At 63.7% G+C, this 17,508-nt stretch carries 12 protein-coding genes; 9 read left to right on the forward strand and 3 right to left on the reverse strand.

Annotated features, from left to right (window positions below; all coding sequences use genetic code 11):
* Positions 1-11 precede the first annotated feature (11 nt).
* Positions 12-1,673 (reverse strand): DUF1302 domain-containing protein, encoded by a 1,662-nt coding sequence (locus tag ACSX1D_RS15835; protein WP_439859420.1) that lies wholly within the window; start codon positions 1,671-1,673, stop codon positions 12-14.
* Positions 1,674-2,119: 446 nt separating this feature from the next.
* On the opposite strand from ACSX1D_RS15835, the gene ACSX1D_RS15840 reads away from it, so the two are divergent.
* Both ACSX1D_RS15840 and ACSX1D_RS15845 read left to right on the forward strand, forming a co-directional pair.
* The gene (locus tag ACSX1D_RS15840; RefSeq protein WP_439859421.1) at positions 2,120-2,962 is read left to right on the forward strand and encodes an SDR family oxidoreductase; all 843 of its coding nucleotides are present in this window, start codon (positions 2,120-2,122) and stop codon (positions 2,960-2,962) included.
* A gap of 91 nt (positions 2,963-3,053) precedes the next feature.
* Positions 3,054-3,605, forward strand: coding sequence for a glutathione peroxidase (locus ACSX1D_RS15845; RefSeq protein ID WP_439859422.1), 552 nt, complete (start codon positions 3,054-3,056; stop codon positions 3,603-3,605).
* 70 nt (positions 3,606-3,675) lie between these two features.
* Here ACSX1D_RS15845 and ACSX1D_RS15850 read toward each other — a convergent pair whose 3' ends face one another.
* Together ACSX1D_RS15850 and ACSX1D_RS15855 are read right to left on the reverse strand one after the other, a co-directional pair.
* Positions 3,676-4,587 (reverse strand): LysR substrate-binding domain-containing protein, encoded by a 912-nt coding sequence (locus tag ACSX1D_RS15850; RefSeq protein WP_439862341.1) that lies wholly within the window; start codon positions 4,585-4,587, stop codon positions 3,676-3,678.
* A 426-nt stretch (positions 4,588-5,013) separates the two neighbouring features.
* Positions 5,014-5,940, reverse strand: coding sequence for a quinone oxidoreductase family protein (locus tag ACSX1D_RS15855; protein WP_439859423.1), 927 nt, complete (start codon positions 5,938-5,940; stop codon positions 5,014-5,016).
* Positions 5,941-6,779: 839 nt separating this feature from the next.
* Here ACSX1D_RS15855 and ACSX1D_RS15860 point away from each other — a divergent pair.
* The 7 genes from ACSX1D_RS15860 to ACSX1D_RS15890 all read left to right on the forward strand — a co-directional run bounded on the left by ACSX1D_RS15860 (position 6,780) and on the right by ACSX1D_RS15890 (position 17,507).
* Positions 6,780-10,343 carry an indolepyruvate ferredoxin oxidoreductase family protein gene (locus ACSX1D_RS15860; RefSeq protein ID WP_439859424.1) on the forward strand — a complete coding sequence of 1,188 codons (3,564 nt, stop codon included), beginning with the start codon at positions 6,780-6,782 and terminating at the stop codon, positions 10,341-10,343.
* A 151-nt stretch (positions 10,344-10,494) separates the two neighbouring features.
* Positions 10,495-10,875 carry a MerR family transcriptional regulator gene (locus tag ACSX1D_RS15865; protein ID WP_439862342.1) on the forward strand — a complete coding sequence of 127 codons (381 nt, stop codon included), beginning with the start codon at positions 10,495-10,497 and terminating at the stop codon, positions 10,873-10,875.
* Between the two features lie 37 nt (positions 10,876-10,912).
* The gene (locus tag ACSX1D_RS15870) at positions 10,913-12,094 is read left to right on the forward strand and encodes an isovaleryl-CoA dehydrogenase (protein ID WP_439859425.1); all 1,182 of its coding nucleotides are present in this window, start codon (positions 10,913-10,915) and stop codon (positions 12,092-12,094) included.
* Positions 12,095-12,177: 83 nt separating this feature from the next.
* Positions 12,178-13,785, forward strand: a complete 1,608-nt coding sequence (locus ACSX1D_RS15875) for a carboxyl transferase domain-containing protein (protein ID WP_439859426.1) — start codon at positions 12,178-12,180, stop codon at positions 13,783-13,785.
* A 76-nt stretch (positions 13,786-13,861) separates the two neighbouring features.
* On the forward strand, positions 13,862-14,662 hold the full coding sequence (locus ACSX1D_RS15880) for a gamma-carboxygeranoyl-CoA hydratase (protein WP_439859427.1): 801 nt from the start codon (positions 13,862-13,864) through the stop codon (positions 14,660-14,662).
* On the forward strand, positions 14,659-16,614 hold the full coding sequence (locus ACSX1D_RS15885; RefSeq protein WP_439859428.1) for an acetyl/propionyl/methylcrotonyl-CoA carboxylase subunit alpha: 1,956 nt from the start codon (positions 14,659-14,661) through the stop codon (positions 16,612-16,614). The genes ACSX1D_RS15880 and ACSX1D_RS15885 overlap by 4 nt, the downstream gene beginning before the upstream one ends.
* Positions 16,611-17,507, forward strand: a complete 897-nt coding sequence (locus ACSX1D_RS15890) for a hydroxymethylglutaryl-CoA lyase (protein WP_439859429.1) — start codon at positions 16,611-16,613, stop codon at positions 17,505-17,507. Before ACSX1D_RS15885 ends, ACSX1D_RS15890 begins: the two co-directional genes overlap by 4 nt.
* Position 17,508 lies beyond the last annotated feature (1 nt).

Consider the following 17,508-nt stretch of genomic DNA (forward strand, 5'->3'; position numbering starts at 1 on the left):
TCTTGGAATTATTAAAAGGAGGTTTTGTAGGTAAGGGACAACCAGCCACGGTCGGTACCGCCGACGTTGCCGTTGCCGTTGACCATGCGCGCGCCGTTGATGTTTCTGGAGTTTTTCTCCTGGGCGGAGCTGTCGGCATAACGCAGGCTGAACTCATGCAGCGAGCGGTAGGTCATCTTGGCGCCAACCGACCAGGAGAGCGCGCCTTCACTACCGCCGCCGGCACTGGCGGCGTTGCCGTTCAGGCCGTAGTTGACCGTCAGCGGAACATCCAGGGTCCAGGAGGGCAGAATTTCCACGTACTGTGGGGTGTAGTTCACCGCAACGGCGTAGTAGTCCTTGGTCGAGCAGCCATCGGACTTGTCGCCGGCCCCACCTGTCTGGACATCCCGGCACCCGGCGAAGCCTTCACCCTTGTACAGCTCCTCGTGAGAGGTGACCTTGTCCAGATGGCTGTAGGCAAACTCGGCCACCAGCGTCGAATTGTCGGCCAGCCAGTAACGCGGCACGCCATAAATAGCGTTAGCCACGAAGTGAATGGTGTCACCGCGCGGACCTTCGTCATCCACCAGGCTTACACCGGTAGCGTTGAGCGCACCGCCCTTGCGGTAGGACAGATCGGCACCGACCGACGCCGTGCCAACGGCGGTGGATATGCTCAGGCCATAGAGCTTGACATCGCGCGGATAGACCAGCCGGTACTCGCGAGTCGCCAGGTTGACCTGCGGTGCCAGCCACGGTTGGTAATCATCGAACTCACGGTAGTAGGCGCCGACGGTGGCCTCGATGGCCTCGATGTCCAGCTTGCCCATCACACCCCAGTTCTGGCCATCGCGACCGCGCTTGGAGGTCGCATGGTTGAGGTTGAAGCCGGGGGCCGCCGGCAGGCGATCGGGTCCCTCGAAGAACGAGTCCGCAGCACCAAAATAGGTTCCGCCGTAAGGGAAGCGGGTGTTATCCCACTCATAAAAGTACTGCGCACCGAGCGACAGGTTATCGGTGACCTGCGCCTTGGCCGAGACCTGACCGATAGGCAAAAACACTTCTTTGGTCTCGATACCCGGACTGGTTACGGCTTTCACCGCATCCACAGGCGCCTGCGAGTAGGACATCGCATGTGCACCGATCAGCAAGCCCTCGCCCCAGAACAACGCATGGCGACCCGCCTTAATGTTGACCGGGGCCGCGCCTATATTGAAGTTGCCCCAGACGAAAGCATCGAGGATCTCGCCCGACGGACCATTGGCGTAGCGCTCTACTTCGCGGCTATAGCGATTGTTGTTGTAGCTGGTGGCCAGCCTAGGGACGCTGCTCTCGACCGAGGTGTCATCGTAGGCGTTGTCGTACCAGCCGGCAGCGCTGACACGCCCGCCGAAATCGCTCTTGTAGGACACGTCGAACTCGGTCAACACATCCAGACGATTTGTCACGATGTCGCCCTTGTCGAACTTGCCGTCGGACTCGTCGAAATTCGGGTTGTTGAGGATCTTCTGGTCCTGGTCCTCCATGCGCCAGCCCAGGTTGTAGCGCACGGTGTTGTCCCAGCGCATGCGGATGTCCGGGTTGCCGACATCGATCTGCATCGCCGAGGCGCCTCCAGCACAACTCATGATCGCAAGCGCCAAGGCGCTGCGCGGCATTGAGGCCCGACTAAGCTTACTCATCATCTTCATACCAGCTCCTTTTGTTCTTGTTTTCAACAATTTAGGAATAACTACCCGTACGCCTGCGCATCCTGAGTCCGACTTCGCGCTAGCTTATCTGCACACAAAGCGCATAACCGTTCCTTTAAGCGTGAGGACTACCATAGCGCACAAAACCGCATAATTCCACATACAGATTAAAATTCTTTATACAGAATTTCTATATTTGTTCTGCACAACCACTGAGAACGTCATGACAGGACAAGATTAGGTCATACCCCCTTACGACAGCGTCACGCCAGAAAGCTGCGATCGCAGGACAGGATCAGATGAACACATATAGATTTTTTGTTCAACAACCCTATATTCTGTGTCTCTGTTTAGCTTAGATTAGCTTGGCATCCGAGCTGCACAGCGCAGCCCACGAGGGGGACATACACCTCTTATGGCTCCACTCCCACTGAGAAGGAGGACTCATGAATATTGATCTCCGTGGTAAACGCGTGATCGTGACAGGTGCTTCCCGCGGTATCGGCCGCGCCATCGCCCAGGCCTTTGCCGCAGAAGGTGCGATGGTCGCGATCTGCGCTCGCACAGCAAGCGCCGTAGCCGAGGCCGGTTCGGCCCTGGAAGCAACGGCCCAGGCCGTCATCGCCCGCGCAGTCGATGTCACCGACAGCCTGGCCGTTCAGGCATTCGTCAAGGAAGTGGCAGATAGGTGGGGCGGCGTTGATGTCCTGGTCAACAATGCTGGTCAGGGCAAGGGCGGCAATCTGGATACGTTGACGCCGGAGGACATCCTCGAACATGCCAACATTCTGCAGATGGGGCATTTCCGCTTTGTCCAGGCGGTGGTGCCTTTCATGCGCGAACAGCGATGGGGGCGAATCATCGAGATCAACGCCCTGGCCGGCACCGTTCCGACCCCCGACGGCATTCCGTCCGTGATCAACCGCGCCGCCTGCGTGGCGTTGTCGCGCTCGCTGGGCATGTCCCTGGCCAAGGACAACATCCTGGTCAACAGCCTGAACATGGGCTGGATCGACACCGGGCAGTGGGGGCGCCATCACAAGGAAATGGGACCGGGCGTAAGCCGCGAGGAATTCGATGCCATGGTCATGAAGGTGGTGCCCATCGGACGATACGGCAGGCCCGAGGACGTCGCCGGCATGGCCTTGTTCCTGGCCAGCGAATACGCCAGCTTCATCAGCGCCGCCTCGATCGATATTGCCGGCGGCATGGGCGGGCAGATCGCCTACTTCCCAACGCTGAAACGCGATTTCGCCGCCGCGATTCAGGAACGCAACGACAAGACCTAAGCATCGAAACTGCCCTCCCTCGTATGCCTACCAGCTCGAGGGAGCGCCAAGTCGTGAAAAACCAACCATCCAACGGATCAGGATCGACGCCATGAGTCAGTCGCTTTACGACATCCCGCTCAAATCCATCGAAGGCTCCAGCCTTACCCTTGAACCGTTTAAGGGCAAGGTGCTGCTGGTCGTCAACGTCGCCTCGAAATGCGGGCTCACCCCGCAGTACGAAGGCCTCGAGGCGCTCTATGAAGAGAAGCGTGCACAGGGGTTCGAAGTACTGGGTTTTCCAGCCAACGATTTCCGCGGCCAGGAGCCCGGCAGCGATGAAGAAATCCAGGCGTTCTGCAGCCTAAACTACAAGGTGCAATTTCCACTGTTCGCCAAGATTGCGGTGACGGGGGCCGAGCAGCATCCGCTCTACAGCGCACTCACCGCCGCTTGCCCGACTGCGACCGGCGACGGCCCGATGCGTGAGCGCCTGAAAGGCTACGGCATCGAGCCGGAAGCACCGCCGGCGGTACAGTGGAACTTCGAGAAATTCCTGATCAGCCGCGAAGGTCGGGTAGTCGGGCGTTTTGCCCCGGATATCGCGGCCGACGACCCCGGCTTGCGGCGCGCCATCGATGCACAGTTAAACCTGACGCCCTAACCCGCACCGCCCTGCTCGGCCGGCTCTGGAGACAGCTAGCTGCTGATCTGGATTGTCGGCCGAGCTCCTATCAGGACGTGCAGGCCATGATCAGGAACTGCCTGAACGCCTCAACGGGTTCAGTCGCCTGTACTTCCGGCCGCCAGATGAGGCCAAGCTCCATGGCTGGAATCGCGTCGACTAGTGGCCGGCTCTCGATCTTCTTGCCCTCCAGCGACCAGGCGCGGTAGAGCATGTCGGACAAAATGGTCACGCCAAACCCGTGGGCGACCAGCCCGCGCAGCGCCTCCATCGACGAGGTTCGAAACGCCACCTTGGGCATCAGCCCCTGGGACTGCCAATAGCGCAAAGCCGAGGATTCGCCCTCGTCCACGGTCGCCATGATGTACGCATGCTCCGCCACGTCGGCTAACGTGATTGACGATACTGCATTCAGCGGATGCTGACTGGACAACCACAACTGGCGCCGCGAGCGGATCAGCACATGGTGCTCGAAACGCGTCAAATTCCGGGTATTGGAAATGATGGCCAAGCCAAGATCCAACTCGCCATCGAGAACCGCAGCCTCGATACTCGGTCGATCCATGTCGTGCAGATCGATCTCCACCTGCGGGTAGCTGCGCTTGAACCGCGCCAGCAACGCAGGCAGGAAGTAGCCGAGTACCGTATAGGACGCCCCGACTCGCACCACCCCTTGCATCGAGTGGCCGAGAAACAGCGGTTCGCTCAGCGCATCCTGCAGGGTGTCGAGGATGTGGCGGGCGTGCTGGGCGAACTTGTTGCCTTCGGCGGTCAAGGCGACACCATGGGGCAGGCGCTCAAACAGGCTGACGCCGAGCGCCTGCTCCAGTTGCAGGACCGCCGCAGTGATCGCCGACTGCGAGACATGCACCTTGAGCGCCGCCTGGGAGAACTGTCCGGCATCCGCCGCCGCCACGAAGTAGCGGAGTTGCCGCATGGAAATGTCTTTTCCTTTAGCCATCAATTTCTCTGCCCCACGTCCAGCATTCATAAGTCAAGCCGTGGAGCTTCCCAGTTGGGCCAGAGTTCCAGGGCTTTCGCGCCCGGTAGGAGTTCAGCATCAAATTACAGGAGCGGCTGAAGGGTGACCATGCACGGAACTTGTCACTGCGGATACGAAGCAGATTAGTGCCCAATGCATCGCTGCCCCGATGGACTCTGGCGCCGTAGCCACGGCCAGAGTCTGCGCCGTTTCTACGACAGGGCTAACCGACAGCTCAAGCCTGCCGGCCGATATTCAGGGTATCCCCGATGGCACCGGGCCCTACCTCGAGCGCGGCGCCTGCCAGTTCGGCATGGCGCCCGCAGGGTTTCGCCGGCAGCGCGACAACTGAGCATGCGATCAGCGGCTGTCGCGCCACGCAGCCCCCACCTGAGAGAAACTCGATCAGCCGCGTATGCGTGCAGTGATCTTGGCATGGGGACCGACCTGCTGCGCCGCCCAGGCTTCGGCGGCCTGGTCCAGGGTATAGTCGACATAATCGACCTGGATCTGCTGCTCCTTGGCGATCTTCAATAAGCGTCTCCAGATCTGCTCGCGATCGGCAGGCGGACGCTGGCCGGTACCGATACACGATAGGGTTCGGAACAGCAGGTCGGCGATGTCCAGGTTGAGCTGACGCCCGGCACCGGTACCGATGGTCATGATTCGTGCCCCCCAGTTGGTCGCCTTCAGCGATGTCAGCATCGGATGACCACAGACCAGGTCGAGCACCACATCGAAACCGCCGCCAGAGGCATCCTTGAGCGCGGCCGCGTCATCGGCACCGCCCAGGGTCACCACCTCGTCGGCGATGCCACGTGACTTCAACCGCAGCAAGGCTTCCTCGGAGCGCGCCGCGCCCACCACCTTGCCTGCGCCCATGCCGCGGGCCAGTTGCAGGGCGATCTGACCGAGGGTGCCGGTGGCCCCGAGGACCAGCACCTTCTCGCCTTTCTGGATCTTCGCCTGCTCCAGCGGGACGATGGCGCCGGTGGCGGCAATGCCCATGCTAATGGCGGTCTTGTCATCCACGTCGTCCGGCACATCCCAGACTTCCGCGGCCGGCACCACGGTACGCTCGGCCCAGGCACCGAACGGCAACAGCGAGCGCTCGCCGAAATACACGCGGCGGCCATCGGGGGCACGGCCAACGCCCTCGCCTCGAATCACACAGGGGTATTCCACGCCCAGACGGTAGGCGCCCAGCACATCCCAGCCGCCCAGGCCGGCGGTATCCACCTCGATCAGCACCGAGCCTTCCTGCGGCTCGGGCTCGCGGAACTCACCGACCACCGGTGGAACATTGCGCTCGGAAATCACAGCAGCACGCATATTGCCTCCATCACAGATTCTTGTTGTTGGCACTCATCCACCGATACAAATTGAACAGTTTCTCGTGCTTTGTCCATATTTTTGTGCATTGAGCGCAACCTCTTCCGCCATAAACACCGGGCAGGCGCCGAGCCTCAACGACAGCAGCGGCCCGAGCACAACGTACCCGAGCGGTGTGGTGCTGCGGCCAGCCATGCGCAGAAAGCCCCCTAACCGGGGTGGTGCTCAGCGGAACTGGTGTTGCTCAGCCCCAGATGGGCATCGATCGGGGGCTATAGCGGGCATGCCGAAATGGCGTGTGATAAGGAAGACGGCGATATCGGACTCGGCCCCAGCTCCGAGCCATGCCGACAAGGTTGCGAGGTTGAAGCACGAAAGGCTCTACGCGCGTATAGATGCAGACCAGACGGGCAAAGTCGGCGTCGTCAGGGCCTGAGCGGCAATACTGGGTGCCCGCAGGCCAATGACGTGGCCACCGGCAAACGCCCGAGAATTAGCGAAACTCGGCAACTGCTGCATACCTGCACGACCTGCTACGCCGTGAGCCCAGGGTCCTTCAGCATTGGCTGCGATACGGATGACCATGCCGATCACGCAGGACAGCCCACTGTTTCCCCCGAAGCGCCAGGAGCGCTGGGACTGGCGACCTCACATCTCAGCACGAATGGATGACGCCTTGTGTGCACGACCATCCGGTATCTGCTTATCAAATACCTATAACAAATTTTTATGTCTTTAGAATAACAGAACACTAACAGACAATCTGTTCATATCTATTGAGCGCCCCCCTCTCTACGGGAGACAGCACTCGTCTATAAGAACAAGACTGGAGGTTAGCCATGAGCACGTCACCGTCCCTGGACGACAAGTACGTTCAGCAAAGCGGGAAAGTATTGCTGACCGGCATCCAGGCGCTGGTACGTTTGCCGCTGATGCAGCGCCAGCGCGATCTCGACGCCGGTCTCAATACTGCAGGGTTCATCTCCGGTTATCGCGGCTCGCCCCTGGGTGCCTTCGATCAAGCCCTGTGGAAAGCCCGCGATCACCTCAAGCAGCATCACACGGTGTTCCAACCCGGGGTCAACGAAGACCTCGCCGCCACCTCGCTATGGGGCACCCAGCAGGTCAACATCTTCGAAGGCGCCAAGTACGATGGCGTATTCGGCATGTGGTACGGCAAGGGTCCGGGCGTGGATCGCTGCGGCGACGTATTTCGTCATGCCAATGCCGCCGGCACGTCCAAGTTCGGCGGCGTGCTGGCGATTGCCGGCGACGACCATGGTGCCCGCTCCTCCTCCCTGCCGCATCAGACCGAGCACATTTTCAAGGCGGTGATGATGCCGGTGCTGGCGCCGTCCGGGGTACAGGAATACCTCGATTACGGCCTGCACGGTTGGGCTATGTCGCGTTATTCCGGTTGCTGGGTCGCACTCAAGGCGGTCGCCGACACCGTGGAAAGCGCAGCTATCGTCGACCTCGACCCGCACCGCGTGCAGCCGATCATCCCCGAGTTCGAGCTACCCGAGGGCGGCCTCAATATTCGCTGGCCGGACCCGCCCCTGGCGCAGGAACAGCGCCTGCTCGAGCACAAGCTGTATGCCGCACTGGCATATGCCAAGGCCAACCGCCTCGACCGTATCGTCCTCGACTCGCCCAAGGCGCGCCTCGGCATCATCACCTCCGGCAAGTCCTACCTCGACGTCTGCCAGGCGCTGAAGATTCTCGGCATCGATGAGGCCATGGCGCAGCAACTCGGACTGCGCCTGTACAAGGTCGGCATGATCTGGCCGCTGGAGGCCGACGGCGTGCGCCAGTTCGCCGATGGCCTGGAAGAGATCGTGGTGGTCGAGGAAAAACGTCACCTGATCGAGTACCAGTTGAAGGAAGAGCTCTACAACTGGCGCGAAGACGTACGCCCGCACATCGTCGGCAAGTTCGATGATAAAGGCGAGTGGAGCCTACCGCACACCGACTGGTTGTTGCCGGCCATCGGTGAACTGACCCCGGCGCAGATCGCTCGCGCGTTGGCCAGACGCATTCTGCGTCAGCAGCAGAACGGCCAGTTGCAGGTAAGACTGGCGGTCCTCGACGCCCAGTTGGCGTGCAAGGGGCACTTCAACAACCTGATGGACCGGCTGCCGCACTACTGTTCCGGCTGCCCGCACAACACCTCGACCAAGGTCCCCGAAGGCAGCCGCGCTCTGGCCGGCATCGGTTGCCACTACATGGCGGCCTGGATCTACCCGCAGACCCAGACCTTCAGCCAGATGGGCGGCGAAGGCGCGACCTGGATCGGTCAGGCTCCGTTCACCGAAACCCGGCACGTATTCGCCAACCTCGGTGACGGCACCTACTTCCATTCCGGCCTCTTGGCGATCCGCGCGGCGATAGCCGCCAAGTCGCGGATCACCTACAAGATTCTCTATAACGATGCAGTCGCCATGACCGGCGGCCAACCGGTTGACGGCACCTTGAGCGTGGCGCAAATCAGCCGCCAACTGGCTGCCGAAGGTGTACAGCGCATTATCGTGGTCAGCGAGGACCCAGGCAGATACCGCGAGATCAAGGACCTTGCCGAAGGCGTGCCGGTCTACGGCCGCGAGCGGATGGAGGCCTGTCAGGCCGAACTGCGCGAGTTCCCCGGTGTCTCGGCACTGATCTACGACCAGACCTGCGCCGCCGAGAAGCGTCGCCGGCGCAAGCGTGGCAAGTTCCCCGACCCGGCACGCCGCGTAGTGATCAACGAGGCCGTGTGCGAAGGCTGCGGCGACTGCAGCAGCAAATCCAACTGCATGTCGGTGGTCGCGGTGGAGACCGAGTTCGGTCGCAAGCGCGAGATCGACCAGTCTTCCTGCAACAAGGACTTCACCTGCCTGTCCGGCTTCTGCCCGAGTTTCGTCACCGTCGAAGGTGGCCAGTTGCGCAAGCCCAAGGCCCTGGCCGAGAACAACGAAGAACACTGGGACCTGCCGCAACCCGCGCCACTCGACCTGGCCGAGCCGTACAGCATCCTGGTCACCGGTGTCGGCGGCACCGGCGTGGTCACCATCGGCGCCCTGCTCGGCATGGCGGCCTTTATCGAAGGCAAGGGGGCGCTCAACCTGGACATGGCCGGCATGGCGCAGAAAGGCGGCGCGGTGTGGTCGCACATCCGCATCGCCGCGCGCCAGGAGCAGCTGTTCGCGCCGCGCATCGCCGAGGGTGAAACCAGCCTGTTGCTCGGCTGCGACCTGGTGGTCAGTGCCAACAGTGAAACCCTGACGAAGTTGCGTCAGGGCATCACCCACGCATTGGTCAACAGCGAGGAAAGCATCACCAGTGCCTTCGTGCGCAGCTTCGCCAAGCAGGCGGAAAGCGGAGATCTGCAAGCCAACCCAGATCCCAAGTTCCAAAGCCAGGACATGGCCGCGCAAATCCGCGAGGCGGTGGGTGACGGTCAAGCCAACTTTATCGACGCCAGCCGGATCGCCACCGCGCTGATGGGAGACTCCATTGCCACCAACACCTTCATGCTCGGCTTTGCCTACCAGAAAGGCTGGCTGCCGGTGGGCGAGGACGCCCTGTTGCAGGCCATCGAGCTGAACGGTACGGCAGTAGCGTTCAACCGTGCGGCTTTCGCCTGGGGCCGCCGCGCGGCCGTCGACCTGCCTCGGGTACAGCGCAACCTCGAGACCAGCAAGGTCCAGAGCAGCGGGCGCCAACTGTCGCAGAGCCTGGAGGAAAGCATTACCCGGCGTGCCGACTTCCTCACCGAGTACCAGGATGCAACCCTGGCCACACGCTATCGGGATCGAGTCGAGCAATTCAGGGAAGCGGAATCGGCCCTGTCCGGCCAGCCGGGTCCACTCACCGAGGCGGTGGCGCGCTACTACTTCAAGGTCCTGGCCATCAAGGACGAGTACGAAGTGGCACGCCTGTTCACCAACGGCGAGTTCCTCAAGAAAATCGAAACAACGTTCGAGGGTGACTACAGCCTGCGCTTCCACCTTGCGCCACCGCTGCTGAACAAGGCCGCCCCCGGCGCTGAACCGACCAAGCGTAGCTTCGGCCCGTGGATGCTCAAGGGTTTCAAGCTGCTGGCCAAACTGAAATTCCTGCGTAACACCAGGCTGGATCCGTTCGGCTACACCCACGAACGCAAAGTCGAGCGCGAGTGGCTGCACAGCTATGAACAGATCCTCGAGCAACTGCTAACGGACCTCAGCCCGGAAAAGCTCGAGATCGCAGTGAAGCTGGCCAGCCTGCCAGATGCCGTGCGCGGCTATGGCCCGGTCAAGGAACGCTACCTGGCTCACGCGCAACAGCAGAAGGCACGACTGCTTGAGCAATGGCGCCATGCAGATCAGTTCCACGATGCCGGCCTGGCCGATAAACCCGTACGGATCCACGCGACCCAACTTTGATCGGGCGGCAGGGCCTTCCCACGAGGGCCCTGCGCACAGCTGCGGATCACAGTAGACACAGCTGTCGAACGCTTAGCCGCCTGGTGATGCAGCCGCGGTTAAATCGGCGGCACCGGGCAAACGTTAACGTAAAGGTAATACCCGCGTGAGCATGCCAAGGACCTACAGCATTTCCGAGCTCGCCCGCGAGATGGAGGTGACCACCCGCACCATCCGCTTCTACGAGGAGCAGGGCCTCCTCGTACCCCAGCGGCGCGGCCAGGAGCGCATCTACTCGCTGCGCGACGGGGTCACCCTGAAGTTGATCTTGCGCGGCAAGCGTATCGGCTTCTCGCTGGCCGAATGCAAGGAGCTGATCGGCATGTACGACCCCGCAGGCGGCAATCGCAAGCAGTTGAGCCGACTCTTGGACAAGATCGCCGCACGCCGGCAGAAACTCGCGCAACAGATGCAGGACATCCAGCACATGCAGCTGGAGCTGAACACCGCCGAACAGCGCTGCCAGGCCGCACTGCTGTCATCGGCACCATGAACCGAAGAATCGACGACCAATACAGGAGAGCTGGACCATGAGCCATTTGCCCGGACTGAATTTCTTCCTCGGTGAAGATATCGACATGCTGCGCGATTCCGTTGCCAGCTTTGCAGCTAAAGAAATCGCACCTCGCGCTGAAGCCGCAGACCGCACCGATCAGTTTCCTATGGACCTCTGGCGCAAGTTCGGCGAAATGGGTCTGCTCGGTATGACCGTACCCGAGCAATACGGCGGTTCAGGCATGGGTTATCTGGCGCACATGATTGCCATGGAAGAAATCTCCCGCGCCGCGGGGGGTATAGGCCTGTCCTACGGCGCCCACTCCAACCTGTGCGTCAACCAGATCAACCGCAACGGCACTGCCGAGCAGAAGGCTAGGTACCTGCCCAAGCTGGTTAGCGGCGAACACATCGGCGCCCTGGCCATGAGCGAGCCCAATGCTGGCTCCGACGTGGTGTCGATGAAGCTGCGTGCCGATAAGCGCGGCGATCGCTATGTGCTCAACGGCAACAAAATGTGGATCACCAACGGCCCCGATTGTGACGTACTGGTGGTCTACGCGAAGACCGACCTGAGCGCCGGTTCCAAAGGCATGACCGCGTTCATTCTTGAGAAGGGCGCGCCTGGCTTCAGCTGTGCGCAGAAGCTGGACAAGCTTGGCATGCGTGGTTCGCACACCGGCGAGTTGGTATTCCAGGATGTAGAGGTTCCCGAGGAGAACGTACTGGGCCAAGTCGGCGAAGGCGTCAAGGTGCTGATGAGCGGTCTCGATTACGAGCGGGCAGTGCTCAGCGGAGGTCCATTGGGGCTGATGCAGGCCGCGATGGACGTGGTGGTGCCTTATATCCACGACCGCAAGCAGTTCGGCCAGAGCATCGGCGAGTTCCAGCTGATCCAGGGCAAGGTCGCCGACATGTACACCACCCTTCAGGCCTGCCGTGCCTATCTCTACGCGGTCGGCAAACACCTCGACGCCCAAGGCAGTAGCCATTTACGCCAGGTCCGCAAGGACTGCGCCGGAGTCATCCTCTATGCCGCGGAGAAAGCCACCTGGCTGGCGGGCGAGGCAATTCAGATTCTCGGTGGCAACGGCTACATCAACGAGTTTCCCGTCGGCCGCCTGTGGCGCGACGCCAAGCTCTACGAGATCGGCGCCGGCACCAGCGAGATCCGCCGCATGCTGATCGGCCGCGAGCTGTTCAACGAAACCAAGTGATCCGTAAGGTGTGCGCGGCCGCGAGGCCGCGCGCACCGGTACAAGGGCAACGGTGCGCACGGCGCACCCTACAGGAAGCGCACATGACCATCCTGCATAGCCAGATCAATACCCGTTCACCGGAGTTCGCCGCCAACCGCGCGGCGATGCTCGAGCAGGTGGGCGCCCTGCGCAGCCTGCTGGCGCGCATCCACGAAGGCGGCGGCGAGAAGGCCCAGCACCGCCATACCTCGCGCGGCAAGTTGCTGCCGCGCGAGCGCATCAACCGCCTGCTCGACGTCGGCTCGCCCTTCCTCGAGATCGGCCAGCTGGCCGCCCACGAGGTGTACGGCGAGGACGTACCGGCCGCCGGCGTGATCGCCGGCATCGGCCGGGTCGAGGGCGTCGAGTGCATGATCGTGGCCAACGACGCCACGGTGAAGGGCGGCAGCTACTACCCGCTGACCGTGAAGAAGCACCTGCGCGCCCAGGCCATCGCCCAGCAGAACCGCCTGCCCTGCATCTACCTGGTGGACTCCGGCGGCGCCAACCTGCCGCGCCAGGACGAGGTGTTCCCCGACCGCGAGCACTTCGGGCGGATCTTCTTCAACCAGGCCAACATGTCGGCCATGGGCATCCCGCAGATCGCCGTGGTCATGGGTTCCTGCACCGCCGGCGGCGCCTATGTGCCGGCCATGGCTGACGAGGCGATCATGGTGCGCAACCAGGCCACCATCTTCCTCGCCGGCCCGCCGCTGGTGAAGGCCGCCACCGGCGAGGTGGTCAGCGCCGAGGACCTCGGCGGCGCCGACGTGCACTGCAAGACCAGCGGCGTGGCCGACCACTATGCCGACAACGACGAGCACGCCCTGGCCCTGGCCCGCCGTAGCATCGCCAACCTCAACTGGCGCAAGCAGGGCGTGCTCAACAACCGCGAGCCGATCGCTCCGCTGTACGACGCCGATGAGCTGTACGGGATCATTCCGAGCGACGCCAAGCAGCCCTTCGATGTGCGCGAGGTGATCGCGCGGCTGGTCGACGGCTCGGCGTTCGACGAGTTCAAGGCGCTGTTCGGCGCCACCCTGGTCTGCGGCTTCGCCCACCTGCACGGCTACCCGGTGGCGATCCTCGCCAACAATGGGATTCTGTTCGCCGAATCGGCGCAGAAAGGCGCGCACTTCATCGAGCTGGCCTGCCAGCGCGGCATTCCCCTGCTGTTCCTGCAGAACATCACCGGTTTTATGGTCGGGCAGAAATATGAAGCGGGAGGGATTGCGAAACATGGCGCCAAGCTGGTCAACGCGGTGGCCTGCGCCAAGGTGCCGAAGTTGACCGTGATCATCGGCGGCAGCTTCGGCGCCGGTAACTACGGTATGTGCGGGCGCGCCTACGACCCGCGCTTCCTGTGGATGTGGCCGAACGCGCGGATCGGCGTGATGGGCGCCGAACAGGCCGCCGGCGTGCTGGTGCAGGTCAAGCACGAACAGGCGGCGCGCGCCGGCCAGGCCTTCTCCGCCGAGGACGAGGCCAAGCTCAAGCAGCCGATCCTCGAGCAGTACGAGCGCCAGGGCCACCCCTACTACTCCAGCGCACGGCTGTGGGACGACGGCGTCATCGACCCGGCGCAGACCCGCGAGGTACTCGGCCTGGCGTTGTCCGCCGCGCTCAATGCGCCGATCGAGCCGACGACCTTTGGCGTGTTCCGCATGTGATGGGTTTTGCCCGTAGGGTGCGCCGTGCGCACCCCCTCGGCCGCCGGTGCGCAGGGCGCACCCTACAGGAATGACCATGAACGATTTCACTACCGTACAACTGGAAACAGACCCGCGCGGCGTCGCCACCCTGTGGCTCAACCGCCCGGAGAAGAACAACGCCTTCAACGCGCAGATGATCCGCGAACTGATCCTCGCCCTGGATGCGGTGCAGGCGGACAAGAGCCTGCGCTTCCTGCTGCTGCGCGGCCGCGGCAAGCACTTCTCCGCCGGTGCCGACCTGGCCTGGATGCAGGAGTCGGCGGCGCTCGACTACAACGCCAACCTCGATGATGCCCGCGAACTGGCCGAGCTGATGTACAACCTGCACAAGCTGCCCATCCCCACCCTGGCGGTGGTCCAGGGCGCGGCCTTTGGTGGTGCAGTCGGCCTGGTGAGTTGCTGCGACATGGCCATCGGCGCCACGGATGCGCTGTTCAGCCTGTCCGAGGTGCGCATCGGCCTGGCCCCGGCGGTGATCAGCCCCTTCGTGGTGCAGGCCATCGGCGAACGCGCCGCCCGCCGGTACGCCCTGACCGCCGAGCGCTTCGGCGGCGAGCGGGCCCGCGAGCTGGGGCTGCTGGCCGAGTGCTATGCGGCCGGGGAACTGGAGCAGGCCTGCGCCGACTGGGTCGGCAACCTGCTGCAGAACAGTCCCCAGGCCATGCAGGCGACCAAGGGCCTGTTGCGCGAAGTCGGCAGCGGCGCGCTGACCCCGGCGCTGCGCCGCTACACCGAGAACGCCATCGCCCGCATCCGCGTCAGCGCCGAGGGCCAGGAGGGCCTCAACGCCTTCCTCACTAAACGCCAACCCAGCTGGCAGGAGCCGCAAGCATGAGCAGCCATATCGACACCCTGCTGGTGGCCAACCGCGGCGAGATCGCCTGCCGGGTGATGCGCACCGCCAAAGCCATGGGCATCAAGACCGTGGCGGTACACAGCGCCATCGACCGTGACGCCCGCCACGTGCGCGAGGCGGACATCGCCATCGACCTGGGCGGCGCCAAGCCCGCCGACAGCTACCTGCGCATCGACGCCCTGATAGCGGCGGCCAAGGCCAGCGGCGCCCAGGCCATCCATCCGGGCTACGGCTTCCTCTCGGAGAACGCCGGCTTCGCCCGCGCCATCGAGCAGGCCGGCCTGCTCTTCCTCGGCCCGCCCGCCTCCGCCATCGACGCCATGGGCAGCAAGTCCGCTGCCAAGGCCCTGATGGAGGCCGCCGGCGTGCCGCTGGTACCCGGCTACCATGGCGAAGCCCAGGACCTGGAGACCTTCCGCGCCGCCGCCGAGGTGATCGGCTACCCGGTGCTGCTCAAGGCCGCCGCTGGCGGTGGCGGCAAGGGCATGAAGGTGGTCGAACGCGAGGCCGAGCTGGCCGAGGCCCTGGCCAGCGCCCAGCGCGAGGCGCAGTCGTCGTTCGGCGATGCGCGCATGCTGGTGGAGAAGTACGTGCTCAAGCCGCGCCACGTGGAGATCCAGGTGTTCGCCGACCGGCACGGCCACTGCCTGTACCTCAACGAGCGCGACTGCTCGATCCAGCGCCGCCACCAGAAGGTGGTGGAGGAAGCCCCCGCCCCGGGCCTGTCCCCCGAGCTGCGCCGCGCCATGGGCGAGGCGGCGGTCAAGGCCGCCCAGGCCATCGGCTATGTCGGCGCCGGCACCGTGGAGTTCCTGCTGGATGAGCGCGGCGATTTCTTCTTCATGGAGATGAATACAAGACTCCAAGTGGAGCACCCGGTGACCGAGGCCATCACCGGCCTCGATCTGGTCGCCTGGCAGATCCGCGTGGCCCGCGGCGAAGCGCTGCCGCTGAGCCAGGAGCAGGTGCCGCTGATCGGTCATGCCATCGAGGTGCGCCTGTACGCCGAGGACCCGGACCACGACTTCCTGCCCTCCACCGGCACCCTGGCGCTGTACCGTGAAGCCAGTGCCGGCGAGGGACGCAGGGTCGACAGCGGCGTGGCCGAAGGCGATGAGGTGTCGCCCTTCTACGACCCCATGCTCGGCAAGCTGATCGCCTGGGGCGACAACCGCGAGGAGGCGCGCCTGCGCCTGCTGGCCATGCTCGACCAGACCGCCATCGGCGGGGTCAGGACCAATTTGGCCTTCCTGCGCCGCGTGCTGGCCCATCCGGCCTTCGCCGACGCCGAGCTGGATACCGGCTTTATCCCCCGCCACCAGCAGCAGTTGCTGCCCGAGGCCGGCGCCCTGCCCGCCGAATTCTGGCAACTGGCGGCCGAAGCCTTCAGCCAAAGCGAGCCGGTGCGGCGCAAGCACGAGGACTATCACTCGCCCTGGAGCGCCACCAGTGGCTGGCGCGCCGGCCTGCCGGCGGAGACCGACCTGCACCTGGCCTGCGGCGGCGAACGCCAGGTGGTGCGCCTGCGCCATAGCGCGCCGTCTGCGGCGCAACTGCGCGGCGAGCAGCTGGTGGTCGAACGGGATGGCCAGCGCCGCAGTCATCTGGCAATCCGTCGTGGCGACACCCTGTACCTAGAATTCCATGGCGAACTGCGCACTGTCAGCCGCGTCGATCCGATCGCCGAAGTCGAAGCCAGCCACAGCCAGCATGGTGGCCTGACCGCACCGATGAACGGCAGCATCGTGCGGGTGCTGGTCGAGGCCGGCCAAGTCGTCGAGGCCGGTGCGGCCCTGGTGGTGCTGGAGGCGATGAAGATGGAGCACAGCATCCGCGCGCCCCACGCCGGCACGGTCAAGGCGCTGTACTGCGGCGAAGGCCAGATGGTCGCCGAAGGCACCCTGCTGGTGGAACTGGAGGAAGAGCCATGACGCTGCCGCAAAAAGTCCGCCTGGTCGAAGTCGGCCCCCGCGACGGTCTGCAGAACGAGAAGCAGCCGATCAGCATCGCCGACAAGGTGCGCCTGGTCGACGAGCTCAGTGCCGCCGGCCTGAGCTATATCGAGGTCGGCAGCTTCGTCTCGCCCAAGTGGGTGCCGCAGATGGCCGGAAGCCGAGAGGTGTTCGCCGGCATTCAGCAGCGCCCGGGTGTCACCTATGCCGCGTTGACGCCCAACATGAAGGGCTTCGAAGCGGCCCTGGAGGCCGGGGTCAAGGAGGTGGCGGTGTTCGCCGCGGCCAGCGAGTCCTTCTCGCAGAAGAACATCAACTGCTCGATCGGCGAGAGCCTGCAGCGTTTTCTGCCGTTGCTGGAGGCGGCCGAGCAGCACGGCGTCCGCGTGCGCGGCTATGTCTCCTGCGTGCTCGGTTGCCCCTACGACGGTTTCATCGCCCCCGAACAGGTGGCCCGCGTGGCCAGCGATCTGTTTGCCATGGGCTGTTACGAGGTGTCTTTGGGCGACACCATCGGCACCGGTACCGCCGGCGATACCCGCCGCCTGATCGAGGTGGTTGGCCGGGATATTCCCCGTGACCGCCTGGCCGGTCACTTCCACGACACCTACGGCCAGGCCCTGGCGAACATCTACGCCAGCCTGCTGGAGGGCGTCAGCGTGTTCGACAGCTCGGTCGCGGGCCTCGGCGGTTGCCCCTACGCCAAGGGCGCCAGCGGCAATGTCGCCAGCGAGGATGTGCTGTACCTGCTCGACGGCCTGGGCATCGCCACCGACGTCGACCTCGAACGGCTGATCGCCGCCGGCCAGCGCATCTGCACGGTGCTGGGCAAAAACACCGGGTCTCGCATCGCGCAGGCGCTCAGCAAATGAG

The sequence above is a fragment of the Pseudomonas sp. MBLB4136 genome (assembly GCF_051904765.1).
Classification (GTDB): Bacteria; Pseudomonadota; Gammaproteobacteria; order Pseudomonadales; family Pseudomonadaceae; genus Aquipseudomonas.

Excerpts from the sequence above, each read along its gene's own strand:
- ACSX1D_RS15835 (WP_439859420.1), bottom strand. The coding sequence starts at position 1,673 with ATGAAGATGATGAGTAAGCTTAGTCGGGCCTCAATGCCGCGCAGCGCC.
- ACSX1D_RS15840 (WP_439859421.1), top strand. The coding sequence starts at position 2,120 with ATGAATATTGATCTCCGTGGTAAACGCGTGATCGTGACAGGTGCTTCC.
- ACSX1D_RS15845 (WP_439859422.1), top strand. The coding sequence starts at position 3,054 with ATGAGTCAGTCGCTTTACGACATCCCGCTCAAATCCATCGAAGGCTCC.
- ACSX1D_RS15850 (WP_439862341.1), bottom strand. The coding sequence starts at position 4,587 with ATGGCTAAAGGAAAAGACATTTCCATGCGGCAACTCCGCTACTTCGTG.
- ACSX1D_RS15855 (WP_439859423.1), bottom strand. The coding sequence starts at position 5,940 with ATGCGTGCTGCTGTGATTTCCGAGCGCAATGTTCCACCGGTGGTCGGT.
- ACSX1D_RS15860 (WP_439859424.1), top strand. The coding sequence starts at position 6,780 with ATGAGCACGTCACCGTCCCTGGACGACAAGTACGTTCAGCAAAGCGGG.
- ACSX1D_RS15865 (WP_439862342.1), top strand. The coding sequence starts at position 10,495 with ATGCCAAGGACCTACAGCATTTCCGAGCTCGCCCGCGAGATGGAGGTG.
- ACSX1D_RS15870 (WP_439859425.1), top strand. The coding sequence starts at position 10,913 with ATGAGCCATTTGCCCGGACTGAATTTCTTCCTCGGTGAAGATATCGAC.
- ACSX1D_RS15875 (WP_439859426.1), top strand. The coding sequence starts at position 12,178 with ATGACCATCCTGCATAGCCAGATCAATACCCGTTCACCGGAGTTCGCC.
- ACSX1D_RS15880 (WP_439859427.1), top strand. The coding sequence starts at position 13,862 with ATGAACGATTTCACTACCGTACAACTGGAAACAGACCCGCGCGGCGTC.
- ACSX1D_RS15885 (WP_439859428.1), top strand. The coding sequence starts at position 14,659 with ATGAGCAGCCATATCGACACCCTGCTGGTGGCCAACCGCGGCGAGATC.
- ACSX1D_RS15890 (WP_439859429.1), top strand. The coding sequence starts at position 16,611 with ATGACGCTGCCGCAAAAAGTCCGCCTGGTCGAAGTCGGCCCCCGCGAC.